The 18,839-nt window shown below is 53.3% G+C and carries 20 protein-coding genes and 1 pseudogene; 4 read left to right on the top strand and 17 right to left on the bottom strand.

Features of this window, described 5'->3' with window-relative positions; translation table 11 throughout:
* Nucleotides 1–2 precede the first annotated feature (2 nt).
* The 13 genes and pseudogenes from K3T83_RS02020 to K3T83_RS57725 all read right to left on the bottom strand — a co-directional run.
* Nucleotides 3–395: a GPW/gp25 family protein gene (locus K3T83_RS02020; protein ID WP_220201314.1), complete on the bottom strand. Its 393-nt coding sequence runs from the start codon at nucleotides 393–395 to the stop codon at nucleotides 3–5.
* Nucleotides 396–410: 15 nt separating this feature from the next.
* The gene (locus tag K3T83_RS02015) at nucleotides 411–773 is read right to left on the bottom strand and encodes a hypothetical protein (RefSeq protein WP_220201313.1); all 363 of its coding nucleotides are present in this window, start codon (nucleotides 771–773) and stop codon (nucleotides 411–413) included.
* Between the two features lie 27 nt (nucleotides 774–800).
* Entirely contained in the window at nucleotides 801–2,429 is a 1,629-nt protein-coding gene (locus K3T83_RS02010) for a phage baseplate assembly protein V (protein ID WP_220201312.1), read from the bottom strand.
* Entirely contained in the window at nucleotides 2,426–3,055 is a 630-nt protein-coding gene (locus tag K3T83_RS02005; RefSeq protein ID WP_220201311.1) for a CIS tube protein, read from the bottom strand. Before K3T83_RS02005 ends, K3T83_RS02010 begins: the two co-directional genes overlap by 4 nt.
* An 8-nt stretch (nucleotides 3,056–3,063) precedes the next feature.
* A complete protein-coding gene (locus K3T83_RS02000) occupies nucleotides 3,064–4,230 on the bottom strand; it encodes an eCIS core domain-containing protein (protein ID WP_220201310.1) in 1,167 nt (388 codons plus the stop codon).
* Nucleotides 4,227–4,361, bottom strand: a complete 135-nt coding sequence (locus tag K3T83_RS57730) for a DUF6760 family protein (protein ID WP_373324571.1) — start codon at nucleotides 4,359–4,361, stop codon at nucleotides 4,227–4,229. Before K3T83_RS57730 ends, K3T83_RS02000 begins: the two co-directional genes overlap by 4 nt.
* A gap of 8 nt (nucleotides 4,362–4,369) precedes the next feature.
* Nucleotides 4,370–4,735, bottom strand: coding sequence for a hypothetical protein (locus tag K3T83_RS01995; RefSeq protein WP_220201309.1), 366 nt, complete (start codon nucleotides 4,733–4,735; stop codon nucleotides 4,370–4,372).
* A gap of 1 nt (nucleotide 4,736) precedes the next feature.
* Complete coding sequence (locus K3T83_RS01990; RefSeq protein ID WP_220201308.1) at nucleotides 4,737–5,177, bottom strand: phage tail protein; 441 nt, start codon at nucleotides 5,175–5,177, stop codon at nucleotides 4,737–4,739.
* 34 nt (nucleotides 5,178–5,211) lie between these two features.
* Nucleotides 5,212–7,170, bottom strand: coding sequence for a phage tail sheath subtilisin-like domain-containing protein (locus tag K3T83_RS01985; RefSeq protein WP_220201307.1), 1,959 nt, complete (start codon nucleotides 7,168–7,170; stop codon nucleotides 5,212–5,214).
* Between the two features lie 26 nt (nucleotides 7,171–7,196).
* Nucleotides 7,197–8,051, bottom strand: coding sequence for a Pvc16 family protein (locus K3T83_RS01980; RefSeq protein ID WP_220201306.1), 855 nt, complete (start codon nucleotides 8,049–8,051; stop codon nucleotides 7,197–7,199).
* A 16-nt stretch (nucleotides 8,052–8,067) separates the two neighbouring features.
* The gene (locus K3T83_RS01975) at nucleotides 8,068–10,281 is read right to left on the bottom strand and encodes an AAA family ATPase (protein ID WP_220201305.1); all 2,214 of its coding nucleotides are present in this window, start codon (nucleotides 10,279–10,281) and stop codon (nucleotides 8,068–8,070) included.
* Between the two features lie 607 nt (nucleotides 10,282–10,888).
* The gene (locus K3T83_RS01970) at nucleotides 10,889–12,043 is read right to left on the bottom strand and encodes an NAD(P)/FAD-dependent oxidoreductase (RefSeq protein WP_220201304.1); all 1,155 of its coding nucleotides are present in this window, start codon (nucleotides 12,041–12,043) and stop codon (nucleotides 10,889–10,891) included.
* 307 nt (nucleotides 12,044–12,350) lie between these two features.
* Nucleotides 12,351–12,476 (bottom strand): annotated as a pseudogene (locus K3T83_RS57725) (VOC family protein); the annotation flags it as partial.
* A gap of 32 nt (nucleotides 12,477–12,508) precedes the next feature.
* On the opposite strand from K3T83_RS57725, the gene K3T83_RS01965 reads away from it, so the two are divergent.
* Entirely contained in the window at nucleotides 12,509–12,787 is a 279-nt protein-coding gene (locus tag K3T83_RS01965) for a hypothetical protein (protein WP_220201303.1), read from the top strand.
* Nucleotides 12,788–13,254: 467 nt separating this feature from the next.
* Here the strand turns inward: K3T83_RS01965 and K3T83_RS01960 are convergent, their stop codons facing one another.
* Complete coding sequence (locus K3T83_RS01960; RefSeq protein ID WP_444544559.1) at nucleotides 13,255–15,537, bottom strand: PAS domain S-box protein; 2,283 nt, start codon at nucleotides 15,535–15,537, stop codon at nucleotides 13,255–13,257.
* A gap of 30 nt (nucleotides 15,538–15,567) precedes the next feature.
* The gene (locus K3T83_RS58600) at nucleotides 15,568–15,819 is read right to left on the bottom strand and encodes a PAS domain-containing protein (protein ID WP_444544558.1); all 252 of its coding nucleotides are present in this window, start codon (nucleotides 15,817–15,819) and stop codon (nucleotides 15,568–15,570) included.
* 89 nt (nucleotides 15,820–15,908) lie between these two features.
* On the opposite strand from K3T83_RS58600, the gene K3T83_RS01955 reads away from it, so the two are divergent.
* Both K3T83_RS01955 and K3T83_RS01950 read left to right on the top strand, forming a co-directional pair.
* The gene (locus tag K3T83_RS01955; protein WP_220201302.1) at nucleotides 15,909–16,244 is read left to right on the top strand and encodes a hypothetical protein; all 336 of its coding nucleotides are present in this window, start codon (nucleotides 15,909–15,911) and stop codon (nucleotides 16,242–16,244) included.
* A complete protein-coding gene (locus tag K3T83_RS01950; RefSeq protein ID WP_220201301.1) occupies nucleotides 16,241–16,459 on the top strand; it encodes a hypothetical protein in 219 nt (72 codons plus the stop codon). The genes K3T83_RS01955 and K3T83_RS01950 overlap by 4 nt, the downstream gene beginning before the upstream one ends.
* A 234-nt stretch (nucleotides 16,460–16,693) precedes the next feature.
* On the opposite strand, the gene K3T83_RS01945 is transcribed toward K3T83_RS01950, so the two are convergent.
* Nucleotides 16,694–17,896 carry a cytochrome P450 gene (locus tag K3T83_RS01945; RefSeq protein ID WP_220201300.1) on the bottom strand — a complete coding sequence of 401 codons (1,203 nt, stop codon included), beginning with the start codon at nucleotides 17,894–17,896 and terminating at the stop codon, nucleotides 16,694–16,696.
* Between the two features lie 258 nt (nucleotides 17,897–18,154).
* Here K3T83_RS01945 and K3T83_RS57110 point away from each other — a divergent pair, with 258 nt between their 5' ends.
* A complete protein-coding gene (locus K3T83_RS57110) occupies nucleotides 18,155–18,289 on the top strand; it encodes a hypothetical protein (protein WP_268963426.1) in 135 nt (44 codons plus the stop codon).
* Here the strand turns inward: K3T83_RS57110 and K3T83_RS01940 are convergent.
* Nucleotides 18,286–18,540 carry a hypothetical protein gene (locus K3T83_RS01940; protein WP_220201299.1) on the bottom strand — a complete coding sequence of 85 codons (255 nt, stop codon included), beginning with the start codon at nucleotides 18,538–18,540 and terminating at the stop codon, nucleotides 18,286–18,288. The genes K3T83_RS57110 and K3T83_RS01940 overlap by 4 nt on opposite strands.
* Nucleotides 18,541–18,839 lie beyond the last annotated feature (299 nt).

The following is an 18,839-nucleotide window of genomic DNA, read 5'->3' as shown; positions in this document are numbered from 1 at the left end:
GATTACGGTGCCTCCAGAGAAAAAGGAACAGTCAGACTATGTGTTTGTTGTGTTGTCCGCAGGCGGTAATGAATTTCGATGAGCAGCAGGCCGTTCGAATTGTCGTTTTCGACCAGTACATCTAAGACCTCAATACGCGGCTCCCATTGACTCAAGCCCTGCTGAACGTAGTAGCGAGCAAGGTTCGCTGTCGTCTCGTTGTTGGGTGCAAAAACCAGACTTTTGAGATTACAGCCGAAGGTAGGCCGCATCACCCGCTCACCGAACGATGTACCCAGAATGATGTGGATGGATTCCTCAACTCTGCGTACCCCGGTTGATTCACGTATGTTTCCACTCGTGCCGATTTGTAACGGATAGCCAATGCCATTGCCAAAAAAGTTGCTATTCACCACACATGCCTTTCTCCTCTATGACACCGCTACTACCAGTTTGCTCTGAACCGGAGTGATGCCCGTCAATAGAGAGGGTAATGGTGGAAAACCATCAGTGAAGCCTGTCACCGTGCTTAGTATTACCGGCACGCCGCCAACCTTCAATTTTGTAGACTCTCCTCCCGTGACGCTGGAGACTTTTGTGCATTTGCGTGTAGATGGAGGATTATCTTGATTTGTGCAGGCAGCGGATACAGGCGCATTCTCAATATCGGATTTTAACAGCACCGGGTTTCCCTGTACTTTCAATTTATGTTTGATATCAGTGCTAAAAGTCACTTGTCCTGTATGAGGACAGTCGATGGTGCTAGCAATAGTGAGTACATTCGGGTTTGACATATTTTTCTCGCCTTTTATCTATTAGACCTATTGGACATCGACTTCCCGAGCAGCCAATATAATATTCCCATTAGTCGCCTGTAGCGTAATTGAGCCGTTTTGCGACGAAATTGTCATGTCGGATTTTGCATTAATAGTCACGCTACCATCGTTATTCATGGTAATGCTGCTGCCGCCCTGGTCGCCGATGACAATTTTCTCGCTGCCCTTTGTATCGTCAAGCGTGATGGTATGGCCGGAGCGGGTTTTGATCTGGCGAATATTGTTCTGGCCGTCTGTGTTGCTGGCTGGTGGATGCTTTTCTGCGTTCCACAAACTCCCGATGATAATAGGAGAAGACAGATTGCCCTGCTCAAAGGCGATCAGCACTTCGTCGCCTACTTCGGGCAAAAAGTATACGCCTGTTTGCGAACCGGCCATAGGCGTTGCACAGCGTACCCAACCGCTCTCGGAAGTCTCGGAGAGCCAAGGGAAGGATACCTTGACGCGGCCCATTGGGAGGCCAGTGTCTTTATCATTGTTCTGTGTCACTTTGCCAATTGCCACGCCATAGAATTGTCTGGACTGGTTGGGAGAGGGAGTTTCTCGCAATGATTTGCGCAACATAGGCAAAAGGCTGGCACCGCTCTTCTGCGTGACATCAAAGTTAGTACGATACCCTCCTTCATCAATTGTGTGGGTTACTTTGCGGATGCGATAGGTGCCGCTAAAGCGCTTGCCGACTCCCTGGATGATAATATACTGACCTGCTTGCAATTCCGGGATACCAATACAACTGCCCGATCCTTCGTAGAGTCCGTCGAGAAGCTCTTGCATGGCTGATTTAGCGACAGTGAGCGCATCGGAGGTTGAGGCAACTTTTTCATTGTAAATGAGGCGGCGACCTAGAGAGGACAGCAAATCCAGGGCTGAGCTACCTAGCCTCTCCTGCAAGGTATCCGGGTCAAAGTCAGAGGCGGCAGCAGAGGCTACGATGGTCTGGGCCAGTTCTTCGTTATAGCTGCGTACTACCTGTGTACCTGCCAGACTACCACTGGAGATGCGAGGCGAGAAACTGGAGAGGTTCTTGCCCCATTCCAGCGTGATAACTTCGGTCTGCGGACGTGGCTGCTGAAAGTAGAGCGTATCCCACTGGACATATACTTCAAAGAAATTAGCCTGGGCGAGTTCTTTGAGTAGCGCCATGTCACTGCCGGAACGTTGCAACTTCTCTCGATGGAAGATAGATGAAGCATCGACCACCGGTATCAGACCTGCATCAATTGCAATTTGTGTTGCAATCTGGCTATCCGTGACATTCTCGAATACGCGGTCGATCTGGTTGTTGCGCATCCTATAGGAGAGGTCGTAGCCGGATATTCTCAGTGTTGGCACCCCCCCTTCAGGAAATGATGGTTCGAGCGAGGTAATTTCTCCCAGCATCATCGGGCGCAGGTTGTTGCCATACCCTATATGAATCTCAACCCTCGTGCCAAAATCGAAGAGCGCCGAGTCAAGAAACAGGTTGTCGGGATTGCGCAGGGTGATAGTGAACATGGCTGCGATATCCAGATCCCCCTCGAAAGTCACACTTATGACCTGATTGCTCACGTTCGCAGAGAGTGAGGAGCCAGCAATGCGGATATCAAAGCGCGGAGCATAAAACGTCTCGATCATGACTTACCTCCTCTCGGAATAATGAGTGGTGTGCCGGGTGGGATATGGAATGGATCATCGATATTGTTGGCTTCAGCGATCTGACGCCACTGTCCGGGATCTCCGAGTTGCGTACCCGCCAGTTCGCTCAAGGTTTGCCCCTCAGCAAAATTTTGGAGCGTGGGTGGCGTTGGAGCGTTGCTCTGTTGTATGGTAATATCGACGCGCACATATTCTTGAAAGCGCACCGATAGTGTTGCGCGTACCGGGGTTCCGTCGCGTAAGAACATGGTGAAGCGCTGGCCCGCGTCAACCAGCACACACTCGAAGCTGAAACGACCCATCGTGAACAGAAGCACAGGTGGGGCCTGCGTCTGAGGGAGAGTGTTCAGCAGATTGACGATCTGCCCACTGCGCAGACGCACATCTTGCTGGCTTTCATAGGTATCGAAGAAGAGATCCATCGTCAGGGTACGTAAACGCCCGCGTATGTATTGGATTGGCGGGGCATTCAGTCCAGGAATGCCTACCTCCGCGAAGTTGTTGCCCTGGTCGAGCTTGAATTCTTCGGGATTATACATGACGGTGATCTTCTCGTTTGTAACGGTATTGATGATGACGGCTTTTGCCAGATTGGTGAGTGCCACGGTACTCTTTAACCTCCTCTCTCCAGGTCTGCTTTGATCTGTCTGATCAGATCTCGGTAAAGTGTGCGCTTCAATTCATCCATGTTCGGCATCACGCTTGACATCGATTGCGCACGTTCACCATTTTCAAGTGCCCGGTCGATTGATGCCCTCATAGGTTGTTGAGCGGGAGTCGAGGCATTGACGGCCTGGTGTGCCATATGCTGTGGTATAAACGGTTTTACAGGTGCCGATTTCACCTGTAATGATGTAGATGGCGCGCGCGCTCTCCCTGTTACATCGCGCCTGGCATGGAGTGCCCTGCTTTCAATAGTGCTGGCTGCCTGTTCTTCCTCCTGGATACCCGCTTGAGTGGCCCGCCGCCAGGCAATACCCGGCTGCATGGCCCGCACGACATGTAGCGCCTCGTGAGTCAGTAATGCAAACCCTTCATCCTCCTGGGGGCGAAAACGACCCTGCCGAAAAAAGATGTGTGAACCTAGCGTGACAGCATCGGCCTGACTGGCCTGTGCCAGCGCATCGCTCTCGATATTATCATGGATGCGAATAGCTTCTGTGCCCGGCCCAACGAAACTCTGCAATTGCTGTGTGAGCAAGGAAGAAAGAGATTGTCCTTCCTCAGACGTGTTGCTCTGTTTTGCCGCGAATGATTCTGCAATGGAGGGCGGTAACAAATGCTTTTCTTCCAGATGGGAGGCCTGTAATGAACTGCTCACTGGCCGAGGTGATGGGAGAAGAGGCCATTTTTCCGCCTGCGTCTCGCTTTGTCCCGGTGTTGACGGTCCCGGAATGGAAGATCCGGGGGGAATTTGCCAGTTCATTCCTCCGGGATGAGAGGTTCGTGATGAACCTCCCATCGACCAACTGGTGGCTTGAGCGCTCGGCAGCTGCTGGAAGGATAGCGGGTGAGGCTGCGCTTCAATACGCTGAAAACGTTCCTGCGCGGGCGCTGGCAGCGAGGCCAGATGCGCTATAATTGTCTCCAGCGGTTGTACCCAGGGAAAAGCGGGAATCCTGCGGCTGATGATAGCGCGGGCCGCATGAGCCAGTCGCTCTCCATGCGTGGAGAAAGGCCGCATCAGGAAAGCTCTGGTTTCCGCCGCCTTCCCTTGCCTGCCAATTGTGGTAGAGCCACCAACGCGGGGTGCTGTATCTTCCACATTTCTTGAGTTCACCGTGCTTCCTCCAGTGTGATAAGTTCCTGAAGCCAGCGCTGCCGTTCAACGTGGTCCAGACTGAGCAATTCTTCGCGCGTCCAGTGGAGGCGCGATCCCAGATAGGCTACCTCCTGGTAGACCTGTTCCAGAGGGTAGCCTACGATCCCCCCGGGAAGGGAACCTCGGCCTCGAAGGCATGCCCACAGTGGGGGCAGCGTTGTGTGCTCCCTTGTGTTGCCAGGCCATTGATGCGGTTGTAGAGATTCTGCAAGTAGGTCAGATCCTCGGCAAAGAGCCCCTCGATCACCCCTGGATTAATCTGGGTCAATTTGCCCAATCGGGTTACGACGCGCGAAAGCAGAAGCACGATCAGGTAGGCCGGGAGATTCTGCACGCGCGGATCTCTCATCGGGAAAATCTCGTCGGCGGCAGTTGCCAGGCGCATCACACCCTGACGGTGTAAATTGCCTTCTTTGTCAACGTAGCCTCTGGGCAGTTCAAACTCGTGTTCTATGCTCAACATCCTATACCCTCGTAATTCCTTCATGCGACAGCGTCAGGGTAGTGATGGCAATATCGTTGCCTTTGGCATTAAAGGCTGGCCCTTCAAATTTAGAGGGCCATGCGCTGACGAAGTTCCAACGTGCGACCTCGGTGTTGTTGGTCAGATCGTAGACAACAATCGAGCCATTTTTGCGCACGACGGTGCCTTCAATGATCTGTTGCCGCCAATCGGTCAGTTCAGTTGAGTTGGTCAACCCCCATTTGAGAACAATATCGGTGTAGGTCGTCTTGCCAGGAAGCTTGCGCATAGTTGTGTTATCGCCGCCCTCACGCGTCTCGATCACCTCGGTCGTTGTTCCCAGGCCCGAGCACTCGATAAAGCTGGCCTGAGCAATCCCGTCCAGTTCCACGAGAAAGTTAAACACGCGGAATGGATCGACTCTCTGTGCTGTTTGTGTCATGAACGTTTCTCTTTCTTATTACATTGCTTTGTATTTACTGTTCGCTGGTCTGAGCTGCGCCGTCTGACATGGCAATACGTACGATGACAAATTCGGCGGGACGGACGGGAGCAATTCCAACTTCGATAATGATCTGCCCAAGCGCGCGCACTGCCGGTGTGTTCTGTTCTTCCGAAATCTTGACATAAAAAGCATCGCTCGCCTTGTTGCCGAAGAGCGCACCGGAACGCCATACACGCGAGAGGAATTCGCTAGCGGTCCGTTCCAGCTTTTTCCACAGGCTTGGATCATTAGGCTCGAAGACGACCCAGCGCAACCCTTCGATCAGCGATTGCTCGACGAAGATGAAGAGGCGGCGGACATTGATATAGCGCCAGGCTACCTGGTCTTGCGGCGCGGTTGTGCGCGCGCCCCATACGACAGGCGGCTGACCAGGGAAGACACGTAGCACATTGACGCCAATAGTGTTGAGCAAACCCTGGTCCGTGTCGCTGAGTAAGGCAGCCAGGCCACGCGCACCGTTGATGATCTCGTTGGCCGGAGCCTTGTGAACGCCGCGCTGACTATCGCTACGGGCGTAAATGCCTGCAAGGTGTCCCGATGGGGGAACCAGCATGGTCTCGCTGCCAGTTGGACCCATCGGGTCGCTGATGAGCAGCCAGGGATAATAGAACGCAGCAAAACCGCGTACAGAGGCAAGCGCGGCGACCTGCGTACTCAGATTATTGGCATCTGACCTCGGAGCAGCGTCAAGAATAGCGAAACGATCCCCCATCTGTTCGCAATGTCTGACCGCATCTACCTGGATGGTGCTGAGTAATGTTGGATCGATGCCGTCGCGTACAGAGAGACAGACCAGTTCAACGTCTTTGATGGCGGAGAGAGAGGTGAGTGCGTTCTGATAGTGTGTTTCGTTTACTGCGCCCAACTGGTCATCAACGCCGCCAGAGAGAAAGGTGGGAGCCAGCGGTGCCGGGATGTTATTGGGCGGTGTTTGCGTGTTTGGCACTGAAGGCAGCGTTACGTTGACTAGCGCAGATTGAATGATGCGCCCAAAGTAGCGACTATGCCTTGAGTCCATCGAGAGGTTAAGGAATTGTTCGGAGACCGGAGGCTGTGCCGATGGTTGCGTGACGTTCAGGGTAAATTCGCTTGTGGTTATTGCAACCGCTGCCGCCCCTTGCGTCAACTGGAAGGCGTTGGTCAGCCCATTATCGGCCAGCGTCACGAAGCCGTTCACCAGGCTTGCCACAAGATGTGCCTCCTGGGTTGAACCCTGCGCCAGGGTAATGACGCTGCCCGGTTCGATGCCTGCACTGTTTTGAATACGGAAAGTTTTCTGGCTCACGACCAGATCAGCTATACGTACGAACGCCGAAGATGAGTATGTTCCCGTCAGAGTATTTGCCAGTATGAGCTGGCTACCTGACACCTGGTTGACCAGTACTCTCTCGGTGCTTCCTTCAATAGTGACGCTATCCCCGCTGCGAAATTGAGCCGCGTCAGATGCGTTTTGCAAGTTGATGGTAGTTGCGGAGGCTGAGGAAACAGCCGCGCGAGCTTTCTGAACAGCCGCACTTTTTGAGCTATCGACGATCTGGGAGTTGAGTACCTCGACTCGGATCGTGTTGCCGATCTGACCATCGCGTTGTGCTGTCGCCACGAGCGTCGCAGCAGATCCAGTGCTGGCGCGGTCGTTGAGATTAAGTTTTGCCGTCTGGGAAGTTCCAACGCGTACAATGTAGGCAATTGCCCCACCATTGCTGAAGAAGCCATTCACCGCATAAGGGGTGAAGAATCTTTGCGCAGGATTAACAGGATAGTCGCCAAAAAGTGTCTTGAATTGTGTCCAGTTCGTAACCCTGGTTGGGACGTTGGTAGGTCCGAACAGCGTAGGGCCGATGAAGGCCACTGTGCTGGTGCCAACTCCTGCGATAGGTCCGGTTGCTGGAACCTCTTCAATGAAAACGCCGGGTGTCGTGTAATTTACCATGTCTTTTCCTCTTCAGTTATAAAAATTTATAGAGTTTGAAGGTGTATGTCATAATTCCCGCTCTGCGCAGGCACGTTGATAGCAAGACTTCCTTCTTGAAAGCCGACCGCACGTACGGTCAGGGTATAGTTGCCGGATGATATGCGTTCGATGAGAAAACGACCGTTCTCGTCACTGGTATACGTTTGTCCGGTCTGGGACAAGCGCACCCAGGCGGAAGCGACAGGGTTGGGTGGCGTATTCGAGTCCCATATGGAGCCTCCGATGCTATAAAGTGTTTGATCACCTGACAGGTCGAGGCCCATTGTCGTGATTATTGGACCACTTGTGGGCTGCTGATAGGGAAGCGCAACAGTGACTTTGTATTCCAGCGATGGTCTGAGTTCTCCACCAATGGCAGTCCAAAAGTCACTGGTGGCCTTGCTGGTATCGGGCAGGATGGCTGTTGTATAGGGTAGCGGCTCCTGACCGGCAAGCGAACCCTGGAGGAGGGGGGCAAGCAGCAAGGGATATTTCAGGAGCGCTTGTAGCGCCAGGCTGAGCAGGGTATGCTCATCCAACTCCGGTCCGCCGCCGGGTGTGGGCTGAGCGGGACTCCAGGCCGTGATGCAGTATGACAGGTTCACGCGCACTGGAGCGGGAATCTTGTCTACACTCCCATCTGCGTTACGACGCAGGATAGGCTCAACATTGCGCAGTTCTCGATCTTCGTTGATCTGGTACAGATAACAGTTGAGTGTGCTTCTGGTTTGAGAGAGCGGCCTAAAGTCCCTGTTGGGCAGCGCAAAGCTGAGATCAAACGTCAGCGGATTCCCAAACTCCACCAGGAATAACTGCTCCAGCGTTCTATCAAGATCGCTAATCACGGAAAGGTTGCTCATGATCATCTGACTGCTCCTACCTGGTTGCATGCTCATGGGTGATGAGCGCGAAGTATTCACCGAACGTGGCCTCGGTGCAGATGACGCCCATTTTATGAAACTCGCGCCTGGCCGCCAGAATGAGATGCTTCATATGAATAGAGGATTCGTCGCTGGCCGCCAGAAAAGAGGCGTTTAAAACAATGTTTTTGATGTTGCCGCCCGCTACTCTGAATTGCCGCGCCAGAAAATCGAAATCGATGTCCTTATGCAGGGGCGCGGCGGCGGGGAACTGCTTGCGCCAGATGGAGCCGCGATACGGCTCATCAGGAAAGGGAAATTCGACAATGAATCTCAGTCTGCGAGTAAATGCCTCGTCCATGTTGTTGCGCAAATTGGTCGCAAGGATAACGATCCCATCGTATTCCTCCAGTTTTTGCAGCAGGTATCCTACCTCAATGTTGGCATAGCGGTCGTGTGCATCATGAACCTGAGAGCGTTTACCAAAGAGCGCATCAGCCTCGTCAAAGAAGAGAATAGCGTTGGTGCCCTCTGCCGCCTGAAAGATGCGATCCAGGTTTTTTTCGGTCTCTCCAATATACTTGCTGATGATCTGCGATAGGTCGATCTTGTAGAGGTCGAGGGCCAGGGTATGAGCGAGAACTTCAGCCGCCATCGTTTTGCCTGTACCCGAGAGGCCGGAGAAGAGGACGCTGAGACCTCTTCCCAGATGCAGCTTACGCTCAAAACCCCATTCGTCATAGACGATGTGACGATAACGAGCCTGGTTACAGATTTCTCTCAACTGAACTAACTGGTCGTGAGGCAAGACGATATCGTCCCAGGTATAGTTCGACTCAACTTTACGGGCCAGCGCCTCTATACCGTGGCGCGACTGTTCGCGGGCAGCAGTCAACAGATCCTCACGTGTGGGCTGTATACGTGGCAGCGTATCTTCTTGTGCTGTCTCCCACGTAGAAGATTGTGTTATGGCTCTCCAGAGAGCAGCGTTGCGCGCCGAGGCTATAGCATCGCGGATCTGTCCACCTGTGAGTCGGAAGCGTGCCGCCAGATCATCAACAACCTGCTTCTGTGCGTTATTTCCCAGATAGTCCCACCAGTAGCTTTGGCGTTGCGCGAAAGCGGGAGGGGGAAAATGAATGGCGATCACCTCCCCTGTATGGTAGTTACTTTGTGGCAGAACAGGGAACTGCGGCTGTGTACCCGCAAGTATGGCGAGAACATTGCTTGCTGCCAGATTCGTCAACAGACCCCGAAGAGCTTGCTCATCTTGACCGAGATCATCGAGGTTCGCCAGGTAGAGCAGAGCGTTCTGGAACTGAGCCTCACGAAAGATACGCTTGAATGTTTCGTCAAAGTCTCGGGTTGAATTGACCATTTTCGATAGATCGACGATGAGCAGAGGTTTGTGTATGCTTGCCGCCAGTTCCTTTGCCGTGTTGAGTTTTCCAACGCCGCTCGGCCCGTGGAAAAACAGCTTTAGAGCGTAGCCTGCCGGGAGGCTCTGACGTACCAGGACCGTGAGTGCGCTCAACAGTTCCTCTGCGCCGTCGCTACTCTGAAGTTCGGGCGGCTGGATGCTGGCAAAACTGGCAAGCGACGCACTTACACCTGGCAGTTCTAACAGGAGACGAACGACTTGCTCATCTGGCTTGAGATAGTGTGCCAGCAGGGAAGGCTGAATATGAGATGGTTCAGGGATGAGCTGCAACAGGCCATGTTTGATCAGGGGGGCATCTGAGGCAAAGCGAGCAAGGTTTGCCAGTCTGTCCTCAGTAGTAGCACTTAACAGGTTGAGCGTCAAATCGACACTTGGCCGCTTGCGGGTGACATCGTCCTGCAAGTAAGCATAGAGCCGTTCATAGCGTAGATCGAGTTCGGGAGCCAGAGCAATCATCAGTGCATCAACGTCAAAGAGAGAGAGCGCGTACTCATTGATAAGCCACGTCAACGGTTCTGTCTCGTCATCGGTCGTGGGGTATGGCTTCAATCGGAACGGCTCCACATAGAGTAAGGAAGCCATTGGCGAGACGCCCAGAAGTTGTTCCACCTCGGTATGGCTGATATGAAGCCCTCGAAAAAGATCAGCAATTTTCTGCGATCCATATACATCCTGCGCAATGAGACATGCCTGTTCTAGCAGGCTGTCCAGATGTTGCAGCCCTGTTAGCAGCGCACTCCAATTAGCTTTCCGCGCGTTAATTCGGACTGAAGCCGTAAAATCTTCCACGAATTTGAACACTTTCTTTATTATATTATTTTATAATATATGTAGCTACATATATTAAATAAGATCCATATTTTTTAGGTGTTTATCTTGCAATCGCTACACTGCTAGGATTGATAATGCTGTACTCTTTAAAAAGATAAATATGCAGCATAAGCTTTTCATCCCGGATCTCTGTCATGAAGTATAGCTGAGAAAAGGGAAAAAGACACTTGTAAAAATACCTGATTCTATCATCTGTTCACGAGAAGATTCTGGTACATGACTCACAGGAAATACCTAGTAATTCTACCAGACAAGCTAAAAGCTATTTTCTGGTTTATTCCCAAAATGTTAGGAGGAGCGCGGGCTATTTTCAGAGGCCCATTCCAACACAATGTGACCAATTTTAACACTCAGCGCGGGAAGTGCATGCCTTAGCAAAATCTTCCTCAACGCGCTTGAAACCGGCTTGCGGCTTCAAAGCAAGAACCAGAGAAGAGAGGGCTTCTCAGCCAGATTTTGGAAGATTTTTGTGAGGCAATGCAAATTTCGAGGATAGGTTGCTGAGGGCTCTTATAGAATAACTATACACAATAAAGATAGAAAACGCAATAGAGGCAGCTACTCGTTATGGTTTCAATGTCACGCCGTTATTGCATGTAGTAACGCCTTTTTTATCCCTCTGTTTTTGCGTGTTGGGAACCATATGTCTGTTCACGAATAGAGAGGGGGCTTCAAGCCTTGCCATCTGGCAGTTGAGCTCGTAGAGGGGCAACGCGGCATCATCGCGTCGTTGTTCATAGTCGGCCAGTGCCTTCTGAAGCGAACATTCGCCGGAGAGACCGCTCTCGACTGCGTCAGCGAGGAGGTCGGCATCGCGAAAGGCGTCGCTCATCCCATGTGCCAGAATAGGATCTTTGCAATGCCCTGCGTCCCCAACCAGTGCCCAGCCAGGCCCAGAAGAGCGGCGGAAAAAATTCGGGAGATCTCCAGTTCCGACGAACCGCTCCGCTTGCACGCCAGCTCGTAGCCGCGCCGCAAGATAAGGAGTACATCGCTCCAGAGTCTCCAGAAAGTGACCGCTGATATCGTGGCGGACAGCATCGAACTGCTCACGCGGCCATTGAACAGCGACCACAATCTTCTCATCATTAGTAGGAAATGCAATGACCGCACGATGATCACGCTGGGCGATTTCCTGTCCTTGCAGGCAAACACCGCTCCAGTAGGTATAGTAGCCACAGGTCAAGGAGGGCAAAGCCGAATAGGTAGGAGCTTGGACAACTCGCGCCACCATGGAACGCTTCCCATCGGCTCCAATTACCAGCGCCGCTTTCTCGCTGATTGCCTTACCGCGACCATGGAACCCGCGTATTCCCGTCACCCGCCCTTCCTCCCAGAGCAATTCGCGCACGTGGAAGCCTTCCCACAAGTGGGCTCCCGCTTCGACAGCAGCGTTGACCAGGATGTGATCAAGAAGGATGCGTCGGGGAGCATAGCAAGCAGCAACGCCATCTTCGGGAAGAACTGCATCGGTGAACACGGCGTGCCCAACGTCGAGAGTCTTGTTCCTGATTGCAGGACACCCAGTCGCAGTGATCCGCTCTAAGAGGCCCCATCGCTTCAGGCAGGCCCCTCCTGGTGTCTGGAGGAAATGACTTGACATTGTGTCACTGGGGAATGTCGCTTTATCGACGAGCAGCACACGGTAGCCTTTGCGCGCCAGCAGCATGGCGGTTGGAGCGCCAGCGCAGCGAGCGCCGACAATAATCACATCATACATAGAAGGGCCTTCTCCTTTGAGAGAATACACTTCTCAGCCTGAGAGGCTTGAGAAAAAAGCAAAAGATATGTTGTAGAGAGGTGCAAACCTTGAGAGAGAGTACACCCTCCTGTAAGGGAAGAGTCAAGAGAACTCCGGCTGCGCGATGAGGTGTCAGTTGACAGAGCGTTGGTGCAAAAAACGAGATATGGCGTGGTTTGCCCGGAGACATTTGTACTGGTGCTCAAGGTTCGCCTGTGTATGCAGAGGAAGCTTGAGGTGCTGTCAACCAGCGAACGCAGGACATGAAGCGCTGTGTCCCTGCCCGTTAGGGAGCTGAACCATAGGGACGAGTGAGGATTTCCAGGCCGTGCCCAGTTGGGTCGCGGAAGTAGACGCCCCGTCCGCCGTGATTGGTATTGATGTGACCGGGCAGGGTCGCCTGGGGATCGGCCAGCTATTCAATGGGATACAGATTGGAAGGAAATGTATGATGCTTTAATCGCTCGCAAGTGTCGATTAGACGAACGCACTCGGAGATTGGTTGGCCGCAAGAAAGTCATTGGGCGCTTGGCCGGACAGATGCTCTCGGTCATCTATGCGTTACTCAGGAAAGATCACGAACTGCTCTGTCAGGCACCTCCGGGAGTCTTACCTCCCGAACCACAGCTCTATGATCCAGAGATCCATCGAAAGCATCGCCAGGGGCATTACCAACCGACGAAACCAAGATCCTATGGAGAAATTCGGTTCCCTAGCGATTAACTCATCAAGATGAGAAATTCTATATGAAGTTTTTTTAATATATCACGTTCTTGACGTAATAATTCGTTTTCTCTCTTTAATTTTCTCATTTCTTCTTGAGGCGTTTGATGTCCGCTTCCAGAAAATGCTTGCACTCCATGCTCGTCAAACTCCTTACACCAATAAGGAACTGGCCGAACTCCTTGGGATTTCCCTTGCTGGGGGAGAGGCGAGAGCGAAGACTAAACCCGGAGCGAGGAGGGCATTTTGCATGCCCCTCGCTTGGTCTGCCTTGCTGTGTATCATCGCTCGGATAACTGGTGCAACGATACCAGAGAAGCAGAAGGGAAAGCAAGCAGCTTTGGGAGACGCTTTGCAAAGATTTTCAAAGATAGCTTTTCCGTGGAAACTCGCCAGCAAAATTGCTTGCTTGTTTAAGATCCCATAAACATTACCTCGATCTGCGTGGCGGGTGAGTTGTCATCTGGTCAGGCATCCCTGCTCTTGGGAAGGGTGACCGTAAAGCTCGATCCTTTTCCGACGGCACTGTCCACCGAGATGGTTCCCTCATAGTGCTTGACAATCTCGGTCACAATGTAGAGCCCCATGCCCAGACCTGGAATCGCTTTCTGCTGGGTGCCAGTCACCCGATAGAAGCGCTCAAAAATCTTGTCGCGCTGCTCTTGTGGGATCCCCAAACCGTGATCGGTCACCCGAACTCTGATCGTCTCTTCAGTGGCGGAGAGCTCCATCTCGACGGTGGTGGCATCAGGAGAATACTTGATAGCATTGCTGAGCAGGTTGCTGAACACCTGCCCGAGCCGATCTCGATCCCCGAGCAGACTGGCGTGCACTGCCCTCTGCAGGAGGATGCGATGGCTAGGATGCAAATGCTGCATAGCGTCGGCGATCTCTCGCAGCAGGACATCCAAATCCACCGTTTCCCGCCGATACTCAAGCTTCCCCGCCTGCATCTTGGAGACATCCAGCAGCTCTTCCACCAGCCGAGTGAGCTTGTTGAGCTGGGTCTCTATCGTGGAAAGAGCCGAAGCCGCCGTGTGGATGCCTTGCTTGTTCAAGTGCCTGCGCAACATGGCCGTCTGCAGTTTCAAGGCGGCCAGGGGGTTCCTCAGTTCATGGCTGGCCATATTAATAAAGTCATCTTTCCGTTGTTCCAGTTCCTTGCGTGCCGAATTATCCAGTACAAAAGCGATCGCCTGGTGTGGGTGATGCTCTAAGATGGCTCCGCCCACCAGGACCGGAAGGCGACTGCCATCTCGACACAGATACTCTTTCTCATAGGGCGTCATCGACTGGTGGCTGGAGAGTTCCTGATGGGCCTCTAAGGTGCGAGCCAGATATTCTGAAGGGGTTATACGCATCCAGTTCAGACGCCCGGCATGCAGGTCGTCACGGTCGTAGCCGGTCATGCGCAGAAAGGTGTCGTTGGCGTCTATGATCTGCTCCCCTTCGATGATCGTGACCCCAATAATGGTGGAGTTCATCAAGCTGCTTGTGCGTTCCTGACTCTCTCGTAATGCTTGTTCAATCCGTTTCTGCTCTTCGATGTCGGTGCAGGTGCCACACCATTTGATGATCTGGCCTGTGTCATCGCGCATCGGCATGCCGCGAACTAAGAACCAGCGATACTCCCCGGTCTGAGCATTTCTCAGCCGCTCTTCGTGCTCAAACATGGTTCCCGTGTCCAGAGCACGCTGTACGACCGCTCGGTTGCTTTCACGATCCTCGGGATGAATAAACTGAAGATACGCTCTTTTGTCGCTTTGTACTTGCTCAGGGGTCAACCCCGTGTAGTCACGCCAATGCTGGTTCACATACTCGTGCCAGCCGTCGGGTCGTGCCACCCAGACGAGTTGTGGCACCGTTTCGGCCAGCACGCGCAAGTTCTCCCGGCTTTCTTTGAGTTGCTGCTCCGCCCGTTTCTGCCCCTCGATGTCGGTGCAGGTCCCCACCCAATAGAGGATGGTTCCCTGGGCGTTGCGCTGGGGTACGCCTCGTGTCAGAAACCAGCAATAGGTTCCGCTCCTGCCGTCTTGCAAGCGCAGTTCTACTTCATAGAGCCTCCCCGTTTGGATAGCAGTCTGCCACGCCTCCCACACACGCTGCTGGTCATCAGGATGCACGCCAGCCAGCCAGCCGGCACCTTCGGCCTGTTCGGGGGTCATCGCCAGATAGTTGATCAAGCGGTGATTGTGGTAGGTGACATACCCATCGGGTCTGGAGGTCCAGACCAGTTGGGGCAGTGCATCGATCAGGGCGTGGATGTCTGCTTCAGCTCGCTTGCGTGCGGTGATGTCAGTCCCGACATAGACGAGGTAGGAGACACGCTGATCCACGTCCCTGTGAGGAGTAATCGTGGCCTCAAGGTACAGGTCCATCCCCTCCCTGGGGTGAATCAGGGTCTCGAAGCGCACCGTTTCTCCCAAGCTTGCGCGTGTGATGGCGGAGCGGAGCTGCTCTTGACTGGCTGGAGAAGGGGTCCACCAGGGGGTTTCGGCAAACGGCTGGCCAATCACCTCCTCGCGTCGGACCTGCGCATCTGCTAACGGGGCGTCATTGATTTCCAACACGATCCCCTCGGGCGTGAGCACGCCAACCCCCACATAGAGTTTCTCCAGGACCTCAGTGGTGAGCTGTTCTTCTGGGAACACTGTCTCCTGGTAAGGCAATGGTTCGCTCTTCTCATGGACATGTAACAGGAGTCCGTCGACGGTCGGCGCAAGCTGGACGTGCAGCCAGGTATCTTTCACGGGAGAACGATATTCCACCTCGACTGGTGCTCAGGTTTGTCTGGTCTTCTGGATGGCCTGGTAGAGCGTGATACTCACCAGGTGGGGAGCACCGCGCCACAAGGGCTTGCCTACTAATTCCTCTCGTGTGGCTCTGATGATGGACTGTGCGCTCGTATTGGCATAGACAATTGTCGCGGTGTCATCGACGACAAACAAGGCACCAGGAAGCGTCTCCATAATGGAGAGGAGCGTCTCGCTCGCCACAGGGGTGAGACGCTTGATCGGTGTTGTATTCGACATAGTGTGCTCCATGTCCCTTTCACGTGTCCCCATCCCTGGTAGCAACGATGCGTACCTGCTTTACCCGAAAGCCAATCTAGTGAGATGATGTGATATTTTCGAGAAAGAAGCAAGCTGTACGGTGGGATGTCCGTGAACCGCTCGTCCATCTGGAGACCAGACACGAAAGAATATGGATCGCACGTGCAGCCAGCAGGATGATGACCGTCATAGCAATGAACGCCTCTTGCCGTCATCAGACGCCGTGGTGCTGGGGCCTTGCAGAAGGTGCGCAACAACCAGGAGAACTTATTGTTCAGGTAGCGTTCACACCAGCGGATGTTGAGTCAGAAGTCCTCACCCCACCGCAGAGGAGGCCAAGCGAGTCGGCCAGCTTTTTCGTCACAGAAACCACGTCACGAGCAATTTCGGGACGAGTGAGATGATACGCATGTTCCTCCTCAAAACGCCATCTCAACAGTTCTCCTCATCAAGACAGACCACTTCTCACCACGTGCTTGCAGCAGTCGGGAAGTCGCGCAAGAGGGCTGCTGACGAACGGGTCGAGAGCACAGGCTCAGCGATGGGGAGCTATCCTGAGCATCCCTCTTGCTTCGTGCTGATTGTTTTGCGCTCTGCTCTTCCTGTTGTTTTTGCGTGATCGTGACGGCCCTGGTTGGTGTCCATCACGAGCCACCCCACCCTGCACGTGGCATGGACAACGGAACAGGGCCGACTCTCTACGAGCCAGAACCCAGGCCAGCATTGTGGCGTGCGCCCAAAGGCACCGTTGTGAGCGGTATTTCCCTGCTTCCTGTACAAAGCAGACAGGAAGCAGGGGAAGCAAACACGCTCAACGGGCTGTTCCTCATGAGGCAACCAGCCTCTGGACGAATTATGTTGAGAAAACGAGAGGGAGGCGTTGTGCGCCAAAGACGATATGATTCCTGATCTGCTCTAAAGGAACATTGTGGAGCAAGCGCCAGTTGGGAAGCAGATCGAGCAGAAGTTCCAGGGCAATTTTTGTCTCTAAACGCGCCAGCGGAGCCCCCAGGCAAAAATGGATGCCGTGGCCGAACGAGAGATGATGATTGGGCATACGGCCAATATCGAAGCGATCAGGATCCGAGAAATGGTGTTCGTCAAAGTTGGCTGAGATGGTGGTCACAAAGACCTCTTCCCCTCGACGAATCAACTGCCCGCAGATTTCAACGTCGGTGGTCGCTCTACGTCCTCCGATAATCGTACGGCTCCCTCCGGTCCCCCTATTGGGCGGGAGATAGCGCAAGACTTCCTCGACCGCACTTGCCACGAGCGATCTATCCCGTTGTAGCTGCTCCCAGGCTTCTGGATTTTCATCAAAGCACAGGATGGCATTTCCCAACAATTGGGTGGTCGTGATGTTCCCTGCCACCAGCAAGGTGAGAAAGAAGCCAAGTAATTCCTGTTCCGTCAGACGTTGCCCATCTACTTCTGCAGCGAGCAGCAGACGCAGGAGACTCTCGCGAGGCTGCTGGTGATGGTCCTGGGTTGCCTGAGCCAGGACTCTAGAGATTTCATCAAGTGGAAGAGTTGATGAAGCATTCCTTCCTGACCGTTGCGCAACTTCGGAAGAAGACTGATTGATCAGCGTATCAGTCCATTCCTTCACCCGTTGCCAGTTGTCCGGCGGCAAGCCAAGGAGATCCGCAATCACCAGAATGGGGAATGGTACGGCAAAATCTGCTACCATATCCATGGCACCTCGCGCCAGCGCAGTTTCGAGCAGTTCACGCGCAATGCGTTGGATACGAGGAGTCTGCTGCAGGATAGTGCGTGCCGAGAAAGCAGGTGTGACCAGCGAGCGAAGCTGGCGGTGTCGCGGTGGGTCGAGAGCGATAATGCTGAATGATCCTCCGTTCGATGGCTCAGAAGAGAAGGTTTGATAGTCATTTTGCACACGCACGATATCTTCATAACAAAAAAGCCGCCAACCTCCCAATGAGGAGTCATACCAGATGGGTTGGTTCTGACGCATTCTCTTGCTCCAATCGCGCATCGCATGATGCCACGCTAATGGAGGAAGAGAAAAATTTCTCACGAAAGATGGCAATTGCATATTTCCCTCTTTCTCTTTCTTTTTCGACACTAGTTAAAACAGAAGACATATCACATCTCTCATAACGTAACATATTCCCAAAGAGAGTTCTACAACGATGCAAGCCAAGCGAGGAGCACCTGACACGCACTCCTCACTCTCGGCTCAATCTTCGCTTTCGCCTCTCCCTTCAACGAGGGAAATGCCAAGCAGGTCGGCCAACTCTTTCGTCACATGAACCACGTACTGAGCGACTTCGGGACGAGCGAGATGATAAGCATGTTTCTTATCAAAACACCATCTCAACATTTCTCATCATCACGAGCGACAGCATCTCGCTATGTGCTTGTAGCAGGCGGGAAGTCGCGCAAGAGGCTGGTGACGGGTCGAGAGTACGCGGTTAGCGATGGTTAGCTATCCTGAACATCCCATCTTGCTTCGTGCTGATCGTGTTGCGCTCTCTCTGCTCTTCCGGCTGTGTTTTCTGTATGACGGCCTGTGTCGATATCCAGTCCATCTTCCCACACTAAGAGGACCACCCAGTGCTGCGCAGAGCTTTCTTGGAGCACCTCCGTTGTTCCATACTTCCCGGCAGCCGCAAGTGCGGCTCGCACCTGGGCCGCCAGGTGATTGGCCGCCTCTCGATCCAGAGGAGGAGGCTGCACCGAATCACCATATCTAGCTGTTTATGGTAAATTCACTGAAGGGTGGACCGATTTTACATCGAAGGGTGGGAATTTGATCTGAATGTTGGAAATCGAGGCTTCGTCTCCAGGCCATGCCGCCCCCACTGCGGCTTCTTCCATCGATATCTTGTAAATTAGACCCCTCATGCTTGGTACGAACCGAGCGCAATGGGTTGTATGAGTTGTGGTGGATGATCGGGACGGTGAGGCGAAGGTCGGGTGAAACACGCGGTGTTCAGCTTGCACCTCAAGTGTAGAATGGCCCACGGGTTGTGCAA

The sequence above is a fragment of the Reticulibacter mediterranei genome, assembly GCF_016587455.1.
Note: the sequence above shows the minus strand (reverse complement) of the source record. Positions and strands in the feature narration are given on the sequence as shown.